The 20,178-nt window shown below is 41.3% G+C and carries 13 protein-coding genes; 6 read left to right on the plus strand and 7 right to left on the minus strand.

Translation table 11 applies throughout. The annotated features are described in order from the left end of the window. Positions 1 to 60: 60 nt before the first annotated feature. The 4 genes from FXV91_RS00600 to FXV91_RS00615 all read right to left on the minus strand — a co-directional run bounded on the left by FXV91_RS00600 (position 61) and on the right by FXV91_RS00615 (position 4,380). Entirely contained in the window at positions 61 to 1,488 is a 1,428-nt protein-coding gene (locus tag FXV91_RS00600) for a nucleotide sugar dehydrogenase (RefSeq protein ID WP_229387322.1), read from the minus strand. A 93-nt stretch (positions 1,489 to 1,581) separates the two neighbouring features. Continuing rightward, positions 1,582 to 2,520, minus strand: a complete 939-nt coding sequence (locus tag FXV91_RS00605) for a UDP-N-acetylglucosamine 3-dehydrogenase (protein WP_229387324.1) — start codon at positions 2,518 to 2,520, stop codon at positions 1,582 to 1,584. 44 nt (positions 2,521 to 2,564) lie between these two features. Continuing rightward, the gene (locus FXV91_RS00610) at positions 2,565 to 3,647 is read right to left on the minus strand and encodes a DegT/DnrJ/EryC1/StrS family aminotransferase (protein ID WP_229387326.1); all 1,083 of its coding nucleotides are present in this window, start codon (positions 3,645 to 3,647) and stop codon (positions 2,565 to 2,567) included. A 64-nt stretch (positions 3,648 to 3,711) separates the two neighbouring features. Then, positions 3,712 to 4,380, minus strand: a complete 669-nt coding sequence (locus FXV91_RS00615) for an acyltransferase (RefSeq protein WP_229387328.1) — start codon at positions 4,378 to 4,380, stop codon at positions 3,712 to 3,714. A gap of 960 nt (positions 4,381 to 5,340) precedes the next feature. Between FXV91_RS00615 and FXV91_RS00620 the strand changes: the two genes are divergently transcribed. Beyond that, on the plus strand, positions 5,341 to 5,538 hold the full coding sequence (locus FXV91_RS00620; protein WP_229387330.1) for a hypothetical protein: 198 nt from the start codon (positions 5,341 to 5,343) through the stop codon (positions 5,536 to 5,538). A 277-nt stretch (positions 5,539 to 5,815) separates the two neighbouring features. On the opposite strand, the gene FXV91_RS00625 is transcribed toward FXV91_RS00620, so the two are convergent. Both FXV91_RS00625 and FXV91_RS00630 read right to left on the minus strand, forming a co-directional pair. Then, positions 5,816 to 6,682: a type II CAAX endopeptidase family protein gene (locus tag FXV91_RS00625; protein WP_229387332.1), complete on the minus strand. Its 867-nt coding sequence runs from the start codon at positions 6,680 to 6,682 to the stop codon at positions 5,816 to 5,818. 2 nt (positions 6,683 to 6,684) lie between these two features. Continuing rightward, the gene (locus tag FXV91_RS00630) at positions 6,685 to 7,572 is read right to left on the minus strand and encodes a DUF1616 domain-containing protein (protein WP_229387334.1); all 888 of its coding nucleotides are present in this window, start codon (positions 7,570 to 7,572) and stop codon (positions 6,685 to 6,687) included. A gap of 904 nt (positions 7,573 to 8,476) precedes the next feature. Here FXV91_RS00630 and FXV91_RS00635 point away from each other — a divergent pair. The 3 genes from FXV91_RS00635 (at position 8,477) to FXV91_RS00645 (ending at position 12,761) form a co-directional block, all read left to right on the plus strand. After that, on the plus strand, positions 8,477 to 9,376 hold the full coding sequence (locus FXV91_RS00635; protein ID WP_229387336.1) for a glycosyltransferase family 2 protein: 900 nt from the start codon (positions 8,477 to 8,479) through the stop codon (positions 9,374 to 9,376). Positions 9,377 to 9,397: 21 nt separating this feature from the next. Then, entirely contained in the window at positions 9,398 to 10,411 is a 1,014-nt protein-coding gene (locus FXV91_RS00640; protein WP_229387337.1) for a glycosyltransferase, read from the plus strand. Between the two features lie 328 nt (positions 10,412 to 10,739). Next, positions 10,740 to 12,761, plus strand: a complete 2,022-nt coding sequence (locus tag FXV91_RS00645) for a hypothetical protein (RefSeq protein ID WP_229387338.1) — start codon at positions 10,740 to 10,742, stop codon at positions 12,759 to 12,761. A gap of 367 nt (positions 12,762 to 13,128) precedes the next feature. Here the strand turns inward: FXV91_RS00645 and FXV91_RS00650 are convergent, their stop codons facing one another. Beyond that, entirely contained in the window at positions 13,129 to 14,334 is a 1,206-nt protein-coding gene (locus FXV91_RS00650; protein WP_229387339.1) for a glycosyltransferase, read from the minus strand. Positions 14,335 to 14,534: 200 nt separating this feature from the next. On the opposite strand from FXV91_RS00650, the gene FXV91_RS00655 reads away from it, so the two are divergent. Continuing rightward, entirely contained in the window at positions 14,535 to 15,719 is a 1,185-nt protein-coding gene (locus FXV91_RS00655) for a glycosyltransferase family 4 protein (RefSeq protein WP_229387340.1), read from the plus strand. A gap of 932 nt (positions 15,720 to 16,651) precedes the next feature. After that, positions 16,652 to 19,591 carry a disaggregatase related repeat-containing protein gene (locus FXV91_RS00660; RefSeq protein ID WP_229387341.1) on the plus strand — a complete coding sequence of 980 codons (2,940 nt, stop codon included), beginning with the start codon at positions 16,652 to 16,654 and terminating at the stop codon, positions 19,589 to 19,591. Positions 19,592 to 20,178 lie beyond the last annotated feature (587 nt).

Below are 20,178 nucleotides of genomic sequence, written 5' to 3' on the forward strand. Positions count from 1 at the left end.
TCTCGTCCTATTTTCCGGATATAAAAGACAAATTCGTCTTAAAAAGGGGAATTTTCCCCTTCATATTATCTCATGTGAGTTCTTGTCTCCCCTCCCAATCCCCTTATATACAAACCCTTTTTCAATAAATTCGTCCGGCTTAACTACATTTCTCCCGTCAATAATTGCCGGATTAGTTTTCCCTGTTACTTTTTTTACCCAATCGGCTTTAACATCAGAGTATGCACTGTGCCCTGCAAGCACGATTACAGCATCTGCACCTTTTACAACCTCTTCCAGGTTATCCGAAATCTCAACATCCGGATAATTGACAACGTACGGGTCGTGCACCGTAACACTGGCTCCGGCTTTCAGGCAGAGGTCCCTGTACGGTTCCGAAGGTGTGTTCCTGGCATCGTCCGAGTCTCTGATAAATGCCCAGCCAAGCATTGCAACTTTTGAGCCTTTCATTTCCTTTCCAAGCCTCTCAAGAGCTGCAACAGTCAGGTTGTACATGTGCGCAGGCATGAAGTCATTGACTTTTCTGGCAAGCACATAGATCGAATCCGCACCTTCTGGATAGTCCAGCTGTCCCTTTCCTATCTTGACTCCTCTTTCCAGGTGGTACGTGTCTTTGGTCAGGCAATGGCCTCCAACCCCGGCTCCTGGCCAGAGGACAGCTCTTGTGATACCCTCACCTTTTAAACTGTCAACCCCGGTCCTGACATCATAGACATTTATGCCCATAGCTTCACAGTAAAGGGCAAGCTGGTTGATTGCTGCAATCTGGAGGTCGCGGAAAGTGTTCTCTGCAGTTTTTGTAACCTCTGCCGCAGTTGCACTCATCGGAATAACCTTTCCGACAGTGAGCACGGGTGAGTACAGCTCAACAGCCCTTTTCGTGCTTGCCTCGTCAATTCCGCCCACGATCCTGTCGTGTTCCCTGATGTTTTTCAAAAGCCTACCTACCATTACCCTTTCAGGGGCATGGGCAAGGGCAAAATCTTCTCCTGCTTTCAGACCGGACTCTTCCTCAAGGATCTGTTTTGCCATCCCTTCGGTTGTTCCGGGAGTGATTGTGGATTCGAGGACTACAAGCATGCCCGGCCTCAGGTATTTTCCTGCGTTTCTGATCCCTTCTATGAGAGCACTGAAATCGGGTTCCAGGTCTCTGGGGTTTGCAAAAGGAGTCTGAATTGCAAGTGTAACTGCATCAAGTTCGGAAATCCTGGAGAAATCAGGTGTACACTCGAACTTGCCTGCTTTTACAACTTTTCCGATAAGTTCTTCAAGGCCCGGTTCTTCTCCTTTAAGTGGGCTTTCTCCCCTGTTAAGCATATCAATCTTGTAGCCTGAGCTTTTTGAATCCCGCTGGAAGCCCAGTACTTTGTCAAAACAGGGAGCATCTGCGAACAGGACGGCTGCAGGGATTCCTACATAACCCATGCCAAGTACTCCTATTTTTCTTATAGGGCCACGTTCATTAAGAAGTTTTTCCAATTTGCTCATGCTTATCACTTTCCAATATTGTTTTTAATTTATTCCTATATTTCCCTGAAGCTTCAGGACTTTATTTCTGCCACCATTTATCTTTTATGCTGTTTACTGTCCTACTTCAATCAATCTTTCTTCCTCGTAGGACCTGATGGCTGCCATTGCTACTTCTAGAGCGTGTTTTCCGTCTTCGCCACAGGGGTTAGGTTCTGTGCCTGCCTGAACGCAATCTATGAAATAAACAAGTTCGTTTTTCAGAGGCTCGCTTGGCTCTACTTTGGCTTTTCTTATCCAACCGTTGTCATGCAGTTCGACTGTCTGGTCAATGTAGTCCAGATAGGCTACTCCTTTGACCCCGATTGCTGTCAGCTGCCTTACCTTATGAGGGGTCAGCCAGTTTGTTTCTACAACGCCTGCGAAATTATGGTCCATACGCAGGATAATTGAGGCATGGTCTTCAAAAGAGTGGATGTCTGCACCGGCAATAGCATAAACACCCTTTATCTTCTTGCCATAAAGGTATGAGATGACGTCTATATCGTGAACGCCGATATCCATAATAACGCCAACGTCCCTTATCCTCGGGTTATAGGGACCTACCCTTCTGGTAGAGATAGAAACTATCTTACCCAAAATACCTGAATTTATAATTTCTTTAAGCCTTATGACTGCAGGGTTGAAACGCTCTATATGCCCTACCATGAGTACCTTTCCTGCTTCTTTTGCAGCTTCGATCATCAGGTTCGCGTTTTCAACCGTATCGGCAATCGGTTTTTCTACAAGGACATGAACGCCTGCTTCCAGGGCATCAAGGACTACCTGTTTATGCAGTTTTGTGGGCACAACAACGCTTACTGCATCAAGTCCTTCGGCAAACATTTTTTTGTAATCTGTAAAGGCTTTCGTTTTAAACTGAGCAGCCATGGCCTCGACTCTGTCCTTGTCTACATCCGATATTCCGGCAAGTTCCACGCCCTCCATCTCGCTGTAGATCCTGACGTGGTTCTGGCCCATGGCGCCTGTGCCTATTACTCCTACTTTGATCAAGGTTTCACTTCCTGTTCAAGAATGCGGTTACTGCCTGGGAATACTCAAGCGTTTGCATAAAATCCTTTGATTTCCTTAATTATTTTCTGTACATCATCTCCGGATAAAGCCGGATGTACCGGAAGGGAGAGGACCTCTTCTGCTGCTTTTTCCGAGATGGGCAGGGAATCTCTGTATCCGAGTTCCATATAATAGGGCTGTTTGTGGATGGGTATCGGGTAGTGCACTCCTGTGCCTATTCCTTTTTCTTTCAGGAAATCTGCCAGCTCGTCTCTCTTTTTAGCTCTAATGGTGTACTGGTGGAAAACGTGAGTGTAGCCAGGTTTTGTTACTGCAGGCACAATCCCTGAAGTGCCTTTAAGCCCGGCTGAGAGCATGGCTGCGTTTTTCTGCCTGGCATCGGTAAACTCTCCCAGTTTTTCTAGCTGTACAAGCCCGATCGCAGCTGCAATGTCTGTCATGCGAAGGTTAAATCCCAGCATTTCGTGCAGGTAGCGGACTTTTGATCCGTGAGCCCTGATCATCTTTGCTTTTTCTGCGATTTCCTTTTCATTTGTTGTAATCATCCCGCCTTCGCTTGTTGTCATGTTTTTGGTGGGATAGAAGCTGAACGCTCCGGCTCCGAAATTACCTGCCTTTTTGCCCAGGCATTCTGCGCCATGGGACTGGCAGGCATCTTCAATCACGACAAGTTTACGATCTTCAGCGATTTCCATTATGGCTTTCATATCTGCCGAGTGTCCGTAAAGGTGGACAGGCATAATTGCTTTCGTTTTTGAAGTGATCTTTTCCTGGATCTTTTCGGGATCTATATTATATGTATCCGGCTCGATATCTGCAAAAACGGGCTTTGCTCCTGTGTAAAGGATACTGTTTGCAGTGGCAATAAAGGTGAAAGGACTTGTAATTACTTCGTCTTCTTTTCCAATACCGTGGGCAAGAAGTGCTATGTGCAGGGCTGCAGTGCCGGAGTTTACAGCAGCTGCATATTCACAGCCGATGTACTCAGAAAAAGCAAGCTCGAACTCTTCTACTTTTGGTCCCTGTGCAATCATACCTGAACTCAGGACCTTCGTTACTGCATCAATCTCTTCCTTGCCCAGCAGGGGCTTGGCGATTGGGATCATTTTAGGACCTCTTATAGTAATCTCAATAAAACTTTATCTTACTTAACTTTGGTTTTTGATAGGTTTATATTCGGTTCAACTCTTTAAGATCTTCAGGAAGCTCCTGTATTCTAGCAGGTACACCGACAGCCAGCTTCCACGGAGGCACATCTTTTGTCACAAGGGCTCCTCCGGCAACCATCGCTCCCTCCCCTATTTCCACGCCCGGAAGCAGGGTTGCATTAGCGCCTATAGATGCTCCTTTTCTCAAAACAGGGCCTTTAAGTTCGTATTTTTTACGGATGGGATATTTATCGTTGGCAAGAACAGCACACGGTCCAATAAATACATTGTCTTCGATAACCACATTCGTTGGAATATACACATTTCCCTGGATACTTACATTGTTTCCTATCTTCACGTTCCCGTCTACGATAACGTTCGTTCCGATAAGTACATTGTCCCCGATTTGTGTATTTTCTCTGATCATTACATTATGTCCGGTTTTGAAGTTCTTCCCGGTCTTTACATTGGAAAAAATTGTGGAACCTGCTCTTATAATCGAATTTGGGCCTATAATGCAGCCTGGAAAATCAAAGTCCTCTATCTCAATATCCTGTCTGAGGATCTCCATAAGGACTCTGTGCTCCGGATATCCAAGTATTACATTCTCCAGAACCACTGTATCCTTTCCGATTAAAGAGGTGCCATAAACCTTAGAAGAACCGTGTATTTTGAATTCTTTTGAGTTCATATCATTCCCCCGTTTTTTTCATATACCTTACAATTCATTCGAAACGTTTTGAATCGAATCAAAACATACTTAATATTTTTTAAACATGTTTGAATCATATGTATTTTGTTTTTCCTGCTCCCGGATAATCTGGCTATCTATGTTCCTGACTAACCCGGGAACTATTGGAATTTCCCTGTTACCTGTACTCACTCCCTGTAATTTCATAACTATGTGAATTTTTTAGTTGAATACACTTTATAATTATTTAACTGATTTGGTTTATCTATCTATCTACTGTTTTCCTGACTTTTTTAATGAGTATCTTCAATTTATTAACCTTATTTCGCATAAATTACATTCGGAGACATTCGAAACCCCACATTCTTATCTTTCAATATGATAACTTCAATACTGTTATCTTCGTCCTTTTTACAATACTATTATTCTGATATCCCGATTCCGACTACTTTAATTTTATATGTAAGTTCATCCATTTAACAATTTTCAGTGCTTTCCCTTTAAATTCAGCGCTTTTCTTTAAAACCTGTTTTTATTATACTCCTCAGGGATAAGATGCGTATTCGTTCTATCCTGGAGATTTACAGGTCCACACAGGTCTGATAAGGATCTCCCAGGGATCTCCCGGTTTTGCAGGAAAACTGGTTATTCGGTTATTTTCCAAGTTTAAGTTCATACGTGAAAGTTATAGAACTGATCTGCCCTGTCTTCATAAACAATATGTAATTGATTTCTTCTTCTACTTGCTGCACCGGGACTCTCAGGACTTTTCAGGGCCCTTCGCCCTCTTTTCCTTTACTCTCTTCGGGTCATCTAGCTTGAATTCTGAACATTAAAAGGAGGAGGGTTTTTATATCAGATTGCACATCTGTTTTTCTTATACGTGAATCAACTAAAGGAGTTCTGACTACGCTTACAAGTTTAATTTCATCAACTTCCGCTTCTTCGGGCGTACTCGAAATGATGACCACACCAGGGGTCCCTGAAGGTGCATCAGTAGCCGTAGTGGCTTTGCTTTTACTGTTACTTCTAAGAGATTTCCTTCCTCTGTCAAAACACTGGGGAGATTCTGTGCAAACTTCTCTGAATATGGGAATTCTCCCACTTTTGTTTTCATTCGGTGCGGTTATCCTTTACAAGCTTGTAGCTCTCTTTTAAGATATGGAGGGCTCTTTTAAGCCTTGAATGCATATGCATCGAAAGAAAAAATTCTTTTTAAAAACATTATAAACTAAATTTTCCCCAATTTTTTTAAAAAAAGTCTTCCGGCTTTCTTTTCTGCCCATCCACTTTCACATATTCCTCTCCTTCCTTTTTCTCTCCGTACCTTTTTTTCTCCCCGTACCTTTTATTCTTTTCAGGCAGCATCTTACATACAGGATATGAATGAATTAGAGAGGATGAGCTGGGAAACGAACATTTTTAAAAAATAAATTTAGAGTAGATGGGGAATCACCCCAAAGAGAAATACATTTATGAAGCCGTGGATCATTGTGACCAGAGGGAGGCTTCGGGTTCTGTAGAACATATATCCTATGATAAGACCCACTGCGAAGGTGTAGAATATTTCACTTATATTTCCATACCCGGAATGCATTAATCCGAACAGGACGCTTGTGATAACCAGGCCTCCCCGGCTACCGAGAAGCATTTCGAGCCTGTTCTGCAAAATTGACCTGAAGATGATCTCTTCAATAAGACCTACTAAAAAAACCATAATAAGGGTGAGTATCAGAAGGGTGGGGATTGAAAGGTCGGGGATAAGGTAGTTTGTCTCTATTATGAAGTATTCCCCTGCTCCAAGCAGGAGACCCATAATTATCGAGAGTGGGATATAGATACCTATCCTTTTGAAGGTTATTCCAAGCTGTTCCCGGGTAAACCCCTGATGGGTAAGTGCAATGGTTACTGGAATTGAAAGGAGTCCGTAGATAAAGACAAACGAGTAAAGGGTTATATCATAAAATGCTGGCATTGAGAGATTTACAAGCCGCAGGATCGGTAGCAGGATAAGGGCCTGGTAAGTTTTCTGGATGTCCTCGTCTTTTATATAGAGCATGGAAAGAGAAAGCCCAAAAAGGAGGGTTGCATGTACTTCCATGGCTCCTATAATCCTGCCAGAATATATCATAAATTCCGCAAAAGCGATAGCTAAAACCGGGATAACCAAATAAAGCCCTTTGTTTCTTAATGCAGGCTTCTGTGTCGCCCTATTTTCACGCACATGTATTCCCAGGTATTCAGGGGTTTGTATTTCTCCATTTTCAGGTATTTGCATCTCCTGATTTTCATATGTTTCCATTTTCAGGCCTCCTCTGTAACGTTTATCCAGAGGCGCAGATCCCTGTAAGGCACTTCCTTTTCAGTCTCATTGAAAAGCAGAAACTGAAGCTCCATATTCTTTCCTTCAACAGAAGGGGTTATCTCAAGCGGTTCTTCCAGGGTCGTATTGTCTTCAAGCTGTATATACTGCAGGTTCTCAGGCAGGGGCAGGGATTTATTTTCGAGCCTGACATCCATTGTATAGTTTACTGCTCTGTGCTCATGGTTTGCGACCCCTATGATGACTGTTCCGCTTTCTCCCTGCACGTATTCCGTAGTATAATTATCAGCTGTTCCCTCAGGCCCCAGGATATAAAACTCTGTAAACGGGCTCTGTTCATGGGGAACCAGGGCTAAATAAGCTCCACTTCCTGCCAGGGCCAAGATGGAAATTGCCAGAAAAGTCCTGAGTATCTTTTCCGTTGGTGACTCTGGTTTTCCCAGAACCTCTGCTAAGAGGGAACGGGTAGAAGCCTTGAAAGAGACCTCAAAGGCTTTGTCTTCTGGAAATTGCCTCCTGCGGAAATATGCTACTGCGCATGCAAGGATAATGAATACAGAGAGGCTTGCAAGAAGGGGTACTTCCCTAATCCCCAGTGGTGTATTATTAAGTACAAGTCCTATAAGTGGTACCACTGCGACACTGATCCCAACAGAAAGTGCTGCCCTCTCAATTCCCTCAATTCCGGTTTTTGTTGGAAATAGCACGGCTATAAGGGCGTATCCCGGTAAGAATAATATCATTGGCAGGCCAAGGGCTGTGCGAATAAAACTCTCACTGAGTACAGGAATGAGTACGAAAATATCCGTAAGAACTGCAAGGCCTGCCACAAACAGCAGGTCAGATGGAAACTTCTGGTTTCCGGCCATATGACTCCTCATAAAACGGTTTTATGTTTTTCTGGTTTCCCAGTTTTATTTTTCTTGTATCCAGGCTAATCTGCCTATTTCACTATCTCTCTGGCGGATTTTCAGAAAACCTTTCCGGCTGTTTTTCCGGCCGGCCTGCTATAGTCTTCTATTGTGAAGAATTGAGAACCGGAAGGTTGGAGATTGGCCCTATTTTTAATTCAGGAGCTACCTTTCAGATTTTGTAAAACGTTTGTTCCTGAATGGTTTATGTCTTTTCAATAATGGTTTTAACTCGATCTACTCAAATTACTTTTTTGTATAAAATATCTTTCCCTTTTCCTGCCTGTTATTATAAAAATCTATTTCTTCTTTATTACCTTGTTGGGGAATTTTATGTCTCAGATTAAGTCTTATACTTTTTTTGAAAGGGTTTCCCGATCCAGTCTGCTTTTTTTACTTATGTTAACCTCTAGCACAAAAAAACCTCTTAATTCTCATATCTGTATAAAATTTTCTATCCGTCTGATGATAAGTATTATTTATGTCGAAGATTTTTAAGCTTCTTTTCAGGCTAACGAGCTTTTTAAGCAGGCTTAATTATTTTTCGTTATCGGGAAACTGCTAAACTATTTTTTGTGCCTAAATGCTTATATAGCTCATATATTAAAACAAATACACGTCTTATTCAAAACCATAACTTACTTGCAGGGCATCTCTCCTTTCCCTAAAAGGAGCACAAAAATCCCCCAAATGATGCGCTGCGTATCTGGTTGTAGATAATCCTTAGAAACTCTTTAAAATTTGTGGAGCGATGACTCTGAAAAATGTATTCACTGTATTTGAAATTCTTGCCGCTTTCTTTCAAGAAAGGCGCTTTATTGAGACTCCAGGGTCTTTTTATCAAAGAGGTAGATGATTGCACATGACCATTACTATTGCAGCCATGCCTGCCTATAACGAAGCCCATTCCATTGCAGAGGTTATCAAGGGCTGCAGAAACTATGTTGACAGGGTGGTGGTTGTGGACGATGGGAGTACGGATAATACTGTAAATATCGCGGAATCCCTTGGTGCCTACGTAATCCGCCACGAAGTTAACAAAGGATACGGAGCAGCTCTAAGAAATTGTTTTGAAACCGCCCGTAACCTTGGCGCAGGTGCTATGGTCATAATCGATTCCGATGGCCAGCACGACCCTTCCGAAATTCCCAAACTTCTTGAGCCCTTAAAACAGGGATTTGACCTTGTAATTGGCTCAAGATTCGTAAACGGCAACGGTAAAAATGTACCTATTTACCGTAAGTTCGGAATGAAAGTCCTTGACATTGCAACTTACATAGCAGGTGGTCTTAATGTCACCGATTCCCAGAGTGGTTTCCGGGCATACGGCAGAAAAGCTATTGAGAATATAAACCTGAATGGCACTGATATGTCTGCAGGTTCCGAGATCCTTATTCAGGCAAGAGATCACAAACTTAAATTTACTGAAGTAGAGATACACTGCAGATACGATATTGAAGACTGCTCCACTGAGCATCCTTTTATACATGGTCCTCGGGTGCTGTTCCAGATCCTTAAGGATATGGAGTACAGGCGGCCCCTATACTACTTTGCTATCCCGGGTTTGACAATGGCATCTACGGGTGTTCTTATGGGGCTGAAATTTCTGCAGGATTATTATCTTGGAGGATCTCTACGTTTCGGACCCACGCTCCTTATGGTAATGTTGACAATTATAGGAGCGTTTATGATATTTACCGGGATTATACTGCATGCAATTTCAAGAATGATATTTCTGAATGAACAGATTAGAAGACAATAACGGTTAAAACGGGGTCATTTTATGGAGTATCCTTTTGTTTCAGTTGTAGCAGGTATTCGTAACGAAGAAAAATTCATTGAAGAATGCATTGAGTCTCTCCTTCGCCTGGATTACCCTGAAGAGTCTTATGAGATTATTATCGTCGACGGGATGTCCACTGATAAAACCCGGGACCTCGTACAGAAGTATCCTGTCAGGCTCATTCTTAATGAAAAAAAGAATGTTGCGGCAGCAAGAAATCTTGGTGTGGAACACTCCCATGGGGATTTCGTCGCATTCACTGACGGGGACTGCAAGGTGGATCCCCTTTGGTTAAAAACTCTTGTCAATGAAATGAAAAACGCCCCTGATGATGTAGCATGCGTCGGTGGGCCGAACTTAATATTTGATACTGATCCTGTTTTTGGCAGGGTAGTAGGGCATGCCCAGGAAACGTTTCTGGGTTCTGGAGGCTCTGCTCAGTCTAATAATTCCACAAGGAAACATTATGTCGGCTCCCTTCCTAACTGCAACGCGATGTATAAAAAAAACATCATTAAGGAAGCAGGGTATTTTGACGAGCGGTTTGTAGTAGGCCAGGACGGAGACCTTAATTACAGAATAAACAAAATAGGTTACAAATTCCTGTATATTCCGGAAGCAAAAGTGCTTCACCACAGAAGGGGGACCCTCAAGTCTTTTTCCGTACGAATGTTCAAGTATGGTATGTGGATGGCTGAGCTTTTTAAAAAGCACGGTGAATTCGTCCGCTGGTATGCTTTTTTACCCTCGATTGCAATAGTATTTGCAGTCTTTTCGCTTATTGTCTCTCCTGTATATCCAGCGCCGATATTAGTTCTGCTAGCACTGACGACCTTATATTTCATTCTGGTCTTTGTTACCTCGATTCAGGTAATATATAAAATGAAATCAAAGTATGGCCTTTTTGCTCTTCTTGTGATCCCCGTGCAGCACGTTACTTATGGACTGGGTTTTTTGTACAGCTTTGCAAATTCCCTTTTCCTTTCGAAAGACAAATCTATTTCGGATGTTTAATGTTTAAGAATTCTTCCGGTTACGTGAGCACAGTTTTCCGGTGGCATTTTTCCTATAATATTTCCCTCTAATATTTCCCTCTAATATTTCTCTATGATGCAAATGTAATAATTGGCTGGATAAATTAAACCTGGTCTGAAGTACATCGGAGCAAAAAATTCTTAACCAATATAGACCTCACTGTAAATCCTATTGGTTTCGAACAAAAAATCCGAATCTTTGTTTCAGGTTCGATCCTGAATGCCTGTTCGGATTATCTGAATTCTTTATTTCAAACTCAACACATGAAGTTATGATCGCTTAAGGTATGGATTAAGATGGAGATAGTATGTTCGGATTGAGTGAAGAGACGGGACTCAAACACGTGGATAATAACCGTTTAATGAAGGTAATTTCCTTCCTGTTCCCATTAGCAATAATTTTCGCAGTTACATTCACTTTCGTATGGATGTTTGCAACCGGAAAGCCAGGTTATGTACTCCGTGGATTGTTTACTGGAATTCCTGCAATACTTTCCTGTCTTTTTATATTATACATTTACAGAAAAGATGTCAGTCTGCATGATATAGACAGCTTTCCTTCGATAAATATAAAGTCCCTTACCTACGTGTTCAGTATATTTTATATTGGCTCAATAGTTGTGCTTCTGCTATCTCAGGGAGAGAGACCCTGGTACTATTTCATATTCATTCTGGTAATGTACCTCTCGGTTTTTCTGCAAATTTTCTCTAAAGAGGTAAAGCCGTCTCTTGTCCTTCTGGAATCTTTTTTGATCATGGTAAACCTTACCTACAGCGTTACCTTCAATTATGATTTCTACTTCGGGACCACTGACATTCTTCCTCACATTTTTCTTTCGGAATTCACTGCAGTATCAGGACAGACCATTTCCACTTCCTTAAGTGACTATGCATTTTTCCCCCTGTATCACATACTCGTTGCCGAGACCTCAGTAATTTTGAACATCAGTGCCAAATCCTCACTTTTCCTGATAACAGCACCGATTTATGCAGTAGTAGTAATTTTCCTCTACTATCTTTTTAATCACATCACACACAACAGACAAATCTCCCTGCTCTCCTGCCTGCTTTACTCCGCAAGCTATATTGTACTATATTACGGCGCAAACGTGATTACACGCACAATGTCATTCGTAGCGTTTATTATACTGCTATACCTGGTCTACAGTGTCAACTTTAAAGAGGATAAATTTTCTTTTAAAACTCTTTCAGTAATAGTTCTGATTTTTTTGACTCTGGTACATAACGTTTCCATACTCCAGTTCGTTTTACTGCTCGTTATCCTCTTTGCTTCGGAGTATCTAATAAAGGCTGGCGACTATCTAAGTAAGCCTTTCTTTTTACTATTAAACGTCACTTATACTGCTTACTGGTTCTTTGTAGCTTATCTGTTCATGCAGAGAAGCCTGACTCCCCGTTTACAGAGCCATTTCTGGGACTCTGTAGTTTTAACTGCCGGAGGCTCCGATGTACTTGAGGAAAGCTTTATCGGTCTGGTGGGGCTTCTGGATAAATCAGTCTTCTTATTTTTTGCCCTTATTGGAATAGGCTTTCTTCTAAAAAACTACAGGAAAAATTATGCTGCGGTTTTTGGGTTATTTGCTCTCTTGACACTTATTTTTTATATCCCAAATCCCCTCAACACTATCTGGCAGTTTAAGGTTTTGTTTAGAGTCGACAGGTTTATGCTTTTCGTCAGCCCCTTTATGGCTTTCGTAATGGGATATGGAATTTATGTATTCTGGAACTATATGGATAAATATAGCCCTAAAAAGTTCAATACAGTGTTCTTTGTGTTCGTGCTGTTCTCCATTTTTGTTTTCATTTCTTCAGTCTTCAGCATTTCGGACGCGGATATGCTTGGCCAGAGTTCAAAGCATGAATATTTCACTGCTAATGAACTGAGTGGTTTCGAACATGTTTATAAGTACATTCCTGAGGGTTCTGCCGTTTATTCCGATTACTATACTACAAGGTACTTTTATCTCCCCTCGATTCCTGAGGACTCTTCGGGCATGAACATCTCAATTTACGACAACTACCGGATAGATAATGTAAGCGAATTATCCAGCTACAGAGGCTATGTAGTATTCAGGACTCACGAGTTTCTCAGGAGCGGTTTATACTTTGGCAGCGATGAAAGCAGCACTAAAGAAACTACCAATTACTTTTACAGGAATACTCCTGCAAACGTAATTGATCTTGAGACCAATCTTACTAAAGCAAATAAAATATATTCAAACCCGGCAACGGACATTTTTGCTCCCGGGCCGGCATTAAGCAAACCTCTCAGAAACTCTAACCTTAACAACACTCTTATAGGCATTTAAACGCCTGTACTTTCTAATTTTTATGGAAAACAAGAAAGCTCTAAACTATCTTAAAAACCTATCAAAAACCTCTCTAAGATCGTAAAAGCAATCTGAGATCTTCGGGTGATCAAGCTAAAATAGCTAGGCGTAATATCCGGGGCGCAATATCCGGGGCGCAATATCCGGGGCGCAATATCCGGGCGTAATTCAGGCGGATTAGAGAGAATAAATGGGTCAAATAGTATAGGTTGGTCAAAAAAGCATCAGAGTCTTTCTTAGCTGTAAAAAGGAAATTAGCTGTAAAAAGGAAATTAGCTGTAAAAAGGAAATTAGCTGTAAAAAGGAAAAAAGTCTGGAGTAAAGCAGAATTTATCCTTTTTCCGGTTCACTTTGAGGAATTCGATAAAAGTCCTGAGTATATATCTACAGTCTTCTTTGCATGGGCTTCCCATGTAAGCCCCCTCTGGATTATGCTTTTGCGCCCGAACTTTCCCATCCTCTCCCTTCTACTTTCATCTTCAAGAAGCTTATTTATCTTCTCTGACAGTTCAGCAGGATCTTTTACAGGAACCAGATAGCCTGTTTCGCCCTCAACCATCAGCTCCGGAATCCCGCCAACATCACTTGCCACAACAGGTACTTCGCAGGAAAGAGCTTCAAGCACGACGTTTGGCCTCCCTTCTGAGAGAGAAGGCAGTACCAGCATATCTGATGCTGAAATCCAGAGGGGGATGTCTTCGTGGTTTACAGGTCCGGTGAATTTGATAGAGCCGGCAATTTTGAGTTCTTCTGCCCTTTTCTCCAGGCTCTTTCTAAGTCCGTCGTCCCTGCCTACCATATAGAGATCCGTGTCCGTATCCACAAAATTTTTTGCAGCTTCTACAAGGTAATCCACGCCTTTTATTTTTCTCAGGGCCCCTATGAACAGGACAATCTTTTTTTCCTGAGGCAAGTTTAGAATGCTTCTTGCATGTTCTTTTCCTGCAGGCTTGAATATCTCCGTATCAACGCCATTGGAGACCACATGTACCTTACTTTCATCTATCCCGAGATTAACTATGTGAACCTTGAGGTCTTCACTAACAGAAAGGATTTTATCGGCAAAATTCATGGCTTCTATAATCTGCCTTGAAGTATAGGATCCTTCATAAGCAACCTTTCTTTCTATCGTGCCAAGAGCACTTATCACCAGAGGAACTTTCCATTTCTTTGCAAGCCCCATCATCCCGTATCCATCAGGGTATGAAAAATGTGCATGAATCAGGTCCGGTTCCGGCTTTATATTTTTTATGGCGTAGGCGGAAACGAAACGAGCATATGAAATGCCGCTTATAGGATAGAAATACTTTTTGGGAATAGCATAAAGGTAACGCGGATAATGCAGGTCGTATTTTTCTGTGTGCTCAATCCTGGGCAATTTAGAGAAATTATGGTATGGAAATGCAGAAAAAGGAAGCACGAAAGCTTTTGGAGAAATAACTGTTACGTCCACTCCCTGGTCTGCAATTGAATCTATGCTCTGCTTTATAAACGTTCCAAGTTGAGGGTAATACCTGTTAGGAAACTCCTGACATACTTCCAGTGCTTTCATAATTTTTTCCTTTTTCGATTCGGATGCCTCACAAGCACACAAAGGAGATAATTTCTCCTATAAATATTTCTCTGTAAAATGCATAAATTTGTTTTCCTGTACTTAAATCCCGAACTGACTCTTCCAGACCTGTGGAAATTAATACATGAAAAGATGGGATAAACTAATTAACTACTTTTACTATTCAGGTAACGGCAATCATGTTTAAAAAAGTAAGTAATATTTTCCTGGTCTATTATAGCTTTTTCAGTACAAAATCAGGTTCGAATATACACATACTCGAACTTTTAAGAAATCTGAAAAAATACACGGATGTAGTTTTGTTCGCTCCAGGTCAAAAAGGTGTAGAGCACGGCTTCTCCGGAATAAAGTATGTGCCTGTGATAGATAATAAGTATCTTGTACAGCCTTTTTATGAGTTTATGCTATCCTTTTATCTGCTTTACTCATGCATAACAAACAGGCCGGATGTACTTTATCTCCGCCAGAACTCTTTTCCGTTCTTCCCCATTGCTCTGTGCAAGCTTTTAAAGATTCCCACGATAGTAGAGGTTAACGGACTGGTTATGGATGAACTCAAGGTAAGCCCGGACTCAAAGTCCTTTGCATACAGGGTTTTTTCCTGTCTGGCACTCCGTTCTGAGAGATTTAATTACAGGCACTGTGACAGGATAGTTTCCGTGACTGATAAGCTAAAAGCCGAACTTGTGAGATTATACTCGGTGCCTGCAGAAAAAGTTCTTGTAATTAACAACGGAGCAAATACCGAGATTTTCAAGCCCATGGACCAGAAGAATTCAAGGGACTGTCTCGGGCTTGATGGTTCGAAAAAGTATGTATGCTTTGTAGGGCACCTTGCAGCCTGGCAAGGTGTTGAGTTTCTTATCTATTCCTCTCCCCTTATTCTGGAAAAATGCCCTGATGTTCGCTTCCTTGTAGTGGGGGACGGGGTAATGAGGGACAAACTGCTGGAAATTGCCTCAGAGATGGGGCTCTCGGACAAATTTACTTTCACTGGAAGAGTTCCTTATGAGGACGTTCCTTTATATATTAATGCAGCTGATATCTGCGTTGCTCCCTTTATAAAGGAAAGAAATTCAAAAATAGGGCTCTCTGCACTGAAAACATACGAATATCTTGCATGCGGAAAACCTATTGTAGCGAGCAGTATATCAGGCGTTAAGGATCTGATCGATCTTTCCGGAGGTGGAATTTCAGTAACTCCTGAGGACCCCGGAGAACTCGCTAATGCTGTGGTAAAGCTAATTTCCGATCAAAAGACAAGGAGCATGATGGGAGAGCAGGGCCGTAAATATGTAGTTGAGAATCACAGCTGGGATGGAGTCGCAAGAAAAATTCTAGATATATGTGACGATATTGTTTGATAGTGCTTTTGATATTGTTTGATAGTGCTTTTGATATTGTTTGATAGTGCTTTTGATATTGTTTGATAGCGCTTTCTGGATTTCACAGGATTTTCCTGTGATTTCACTATATTTCACTATATAATTGATTTTTCTTCTCTATTCGTTATTTGATTCAGTCAAGATTTAGCTCTCATTCCACTATTACTTTCTTATGGTTGTATTGCTGGTTTTTACCGGTAGTTTATTGTTTTTTTATTTTTGATTTATGGCTTCTATCATTGATTTTTCATTTCAATTTCTTATTTATTTTTATGGCTGTTGCATCTGTTCTTCTCGCGGCAAAGAATATATGTTTGAGTTGCTTTCTCTGGACATTCTTCAAAAATTGCTCTGCCTGTAGCGCCACAAATTTTGCTAATAGGCATTCTTTTTTTTCATAACTTTTAATAATAAGTTTCTACTTGTCGATTAATCTTATATAATAAATTTAATCTGTTTATTCCATTTGTCTATAAATCCCTAAAGAAATTTAGAAACTTCGCGCAAATACTTTTATAATATAATGAACTAATTTACAATGCCGACTATAGAAATTTAATTATGATATTGGAACTAATTTATTTCTACTGTCAGCACGGGGGGGAATTATGTATATTGGAGATATGTTGCCTCAAAATCGAGGGTATTAATTCCAAATCCAATGTTCATCTCATCTAACAGGGTTCAATAGCCTCAGAAATGAAATTTTCCAGGGCTGATTTTAGAGTCTTAAAAATTTAGGTAGTGGATACTATTTGCAAAATCCTGCCAGATGGTTTTGAAAACAGGATAATTAAATTTACCTTAAAATGTGGGAAAACTTAGAAATTTATTAAAAAGAAATTCTAAGCGAACTTCTACCTGATAGACATCATAAATAATTATATTATGACCAACCCCAGGTGATAGCTATGTTAAAGCGAGAATTAGGAGTCCTCTTCCTTGTAGGGTGCTTTATACTTTCAAGTATTCCTGCGGCTTCATGCCGGACTCCTGCACCTATGATCTATGTTGCGGGAGATGGGAGCGGGGACTTTAACTGTGATGGAAAAGACGATCACGTACAGATAAATCAGGCCCTTAAATTCGTGGCAGAAAATTCTGCTTATACAACTGTCCACCTCAAGGGGCCTTTTACATACGTTGTTGACGATACCCTTCTGATTGGAAGTAATACTATTCTCGAAGGGGATTCAAATGCTGTGATCAAGCTGACCAATAGTGCAGGCTGGATTACTATGAAACCCCTTATGCAACAGATGAGCAGTTCAGGGAATAACAATATTACAATAAGAGGTTTTGAAGTTGATGTAAATCACGATGGTAATTCTGAACTTGCCAAGGGTAAAGGCTACTATAACGTGATTTATTTCATGTACACTAGCAATGTAACAGTCAATGATATGTATATGCATGATGGACACGGTGACGGTCTCAGGATAAAATACGGTAGTAATATCCAGTTTTATAATAACACGATCTATAAACTAGGACATGACGGCCTTTTTGCAATTGAATGTACGAATGTAGAGGCCTGGAACAATACAATAACCTGCAGAACTAACAGTGCTCTGAGGGTATGGAACACAAATAACGTGAAGTTCCATGACAACTTCATCGATTCTTTTTATCACTGGAGTGCAGGAGGTCCGGGTATTCAGGTTGAGAGATCCAAAGGTGACATGACCAATATCGAGATCTATGATAATGTAATTACAAACACCTACGGACCTGGCATCTGGCTTATCGGGACCGCTGGAGCATATGATAAAAGCTTATCAAGTGTATATATCCACCATAATATCTTCTATGATTCCGGTACCAATCCAAGTATCGAATGGGTTGGTGGGGTTTTAGGCAGTGGATTCCATAATGTCCTGATTGAAAATAACGTCTTTGACGGAGTTCATAACGCGGCAGTTGTAAATATGTATTCGACTGACACCAATGCCGGACCTTCAGGAACAGGATTCACGACCACTGTCCGTAATAACATCATGGTAAACACCGTACCGCGCACAACAAACGCTGCAGGAACAGGATACGGTGTGATTAATCGCCTTACCAGTTCCCACACCATTGTACTGGAAAATAACTGTCTCTACAACAATACTCTGGGGAACTACAAAAATGTCAAATCTACAACAGATATCTATGTAAACCCTCTCTTTGCAGGCCAGAGTTCACATGACTATCACCTCAAATCGGTAGCTGGTCGCTGGAACGGGAATACATGGGTTACAGACAGCGTCAGTTCTCAATGTATTGATGCAGGGTTCGCTTCTTCTGATTACTCAAATGAGCCGGAAGACAACGGAAACAGGATTAACATAGGGGCATTCGGGAATACAAAGTATGCTTCTAAATCCGGAACCCTACCAATAATTAATAATCCTCCTGTGATGAATTCCATCCCGGACGTTACTGTTGAGGCTGGCAAAAGCCTTACCTTTACAGTAAGCGCTTCGGATGTAGACGGAAACACCCTTGCATACTCTGCTTCAGGTATTCCCTCAGGTGCGGTCTTTGACAGCAAGTCAGGGATCTTCAGCTGGACTACGGCTGCCGGACAGGAAGGAACATACAGCATAACTTTTGAAGTAAGTGATGGAAAACTGAAGGATTCGGCTACAGCAAGTATAAGTGTCGTCAAGCAGGAAAGTCCTTCGCCCGTAGCGGGGAAGGTCTGCGATAACCGTCTGCGTGAAGCTTCTCCTGAGGTAGTCTATCAGGACAGCTCCTTTATTGATGTAGGTGGAATGAGCAGTGGCAAGTACAGAGATGTAGTATGGTTTGACCTGAGCGAGTACAACGTTTCTGCTGAAATTAGTAGTGCAAATCTTTCTTTCCGCTGGTATTATCCTGCAGGAAGTTCAAGGCCTCAGGACACTGTAATTGAAGTTTACAGGCCTGCTTCTACCTGGAATCCAAGTTATGTGAGCTGGAATAAAAGGGACAAAGGCATTGCATGGAAAAATGCAGGAGGGGACTGGTACGATAAAAATGGTGTTTCTCAGGGGAGTACTCCATACGCTACAATAACCTTGAAAGGCAGTACTCTTCCTGATAACAGGTATTACGAGCTGAATGTAACCGATCTCGTTAAAGAGTACACCAGTGGAAAGTATGAAAATACCGGTTTTCTGATGAAAGCCCGTACAGAGAGCAATAACTATATTGCATTCTACAGCAGTGACTGCGGAAATGAAAGTCAGAAGCCAAAGCTCAGTGTGGCAAAAAAAACGCCTACAATGACTGTACCTTTAGTCACTGTAAATGTGACTGTTACTGGTTCAAAGAATAATCGCCTGCGCGAAGCTTCTCCTTATGCAGTCTACGAGAACTCATCCTTTATTGATGTAGGTGGAATGAGCAGTGGCAGATACAGAGATGTAATGCTGTTTAACCTGAGCGAGTACACAGGTTCTACCGATGTTAATAATGCAACCCTTTCTCTCTACTGGTATTACCCAGCAGGAGGCTCAAGACCTGAAGATACTATAATTGAAGTTTACAGACCTGCTTCCGCCTGGAACCCAAGCTATGTGAGCTGGAATAACAGGATCAGTGGTGTTTCATGGAAGAATCCCGGAGGGGACTGGTATGACAAAAATGGCGTCTTGCAGGGAAACACTCCCTATGCTACAATGACCCTGAAAGGCAGTACTCTTCCTGATAACAGGTATTACGAGCTGAATGTAACCGATCTTGTAAAAGAGTACACCAGTGGGAAGTATGAAAATACCGGTTTTATGATAAAAGCCCGTACAGAAAGCAATAACTACATCGCTTTCTACAGCAGTGCCGGGAGCATAAGTCAGGTGCCAAAACTTCAATTAGTATACACCTGAAAGCTCAAAGGCCCTTAAGGCAGCACTCCGAAATTCTGGACTGCAGGAAACGTTAATTTCTCAAGTCTGCTTTTCGGAAAACTTCCTTTTTTCAGATTCTTTTATTTTTCTGGTTTAAAGTTCTACTTATTAACCTATTTTCTTATGCCACACCCTGTTTTTCGGTATATGTTTATTTATTTTCACTCTATCACTTTTATACCTACTAAAAATCCTTTTTTTGAAAGCCCTATTTATCTACATAATAAACTATTCTAAAAATTTATTTACACACAAAGGCTTTTATCCTTTGTAGAAATCTCTTATTGGGTGAGAAGGAGCCTGATTTCCTCAAAAGAAAACGCTGTTCAAATAGACTAAAAGTTAACGGCGAGAACTTCTCTGGACCTTCCGTTCTCGAATTCTGGATTACTTCCTATCAAAGGTATTCCGATGAATCAAATTTAATATGTCCTCTATTATAAGAATAAAGTTAACGCTGAGAATAAATTTAAGACTTTTATACTCTCTCTTACAATTAAAGGTGTCTTTGATGATAATAAATCAACTCGTTCCGGTTATAGAGAAACAATCAACATACAGAATAA

It is taken from the genome of Methanosarcina sp. DH2 (assembly GCF_020804225.1).
Lineage (GTDB): Archaea > Halobacteriota > Methanosarcinia > Methanosarcinales > Methanosarcinaceae > Methanosarcina.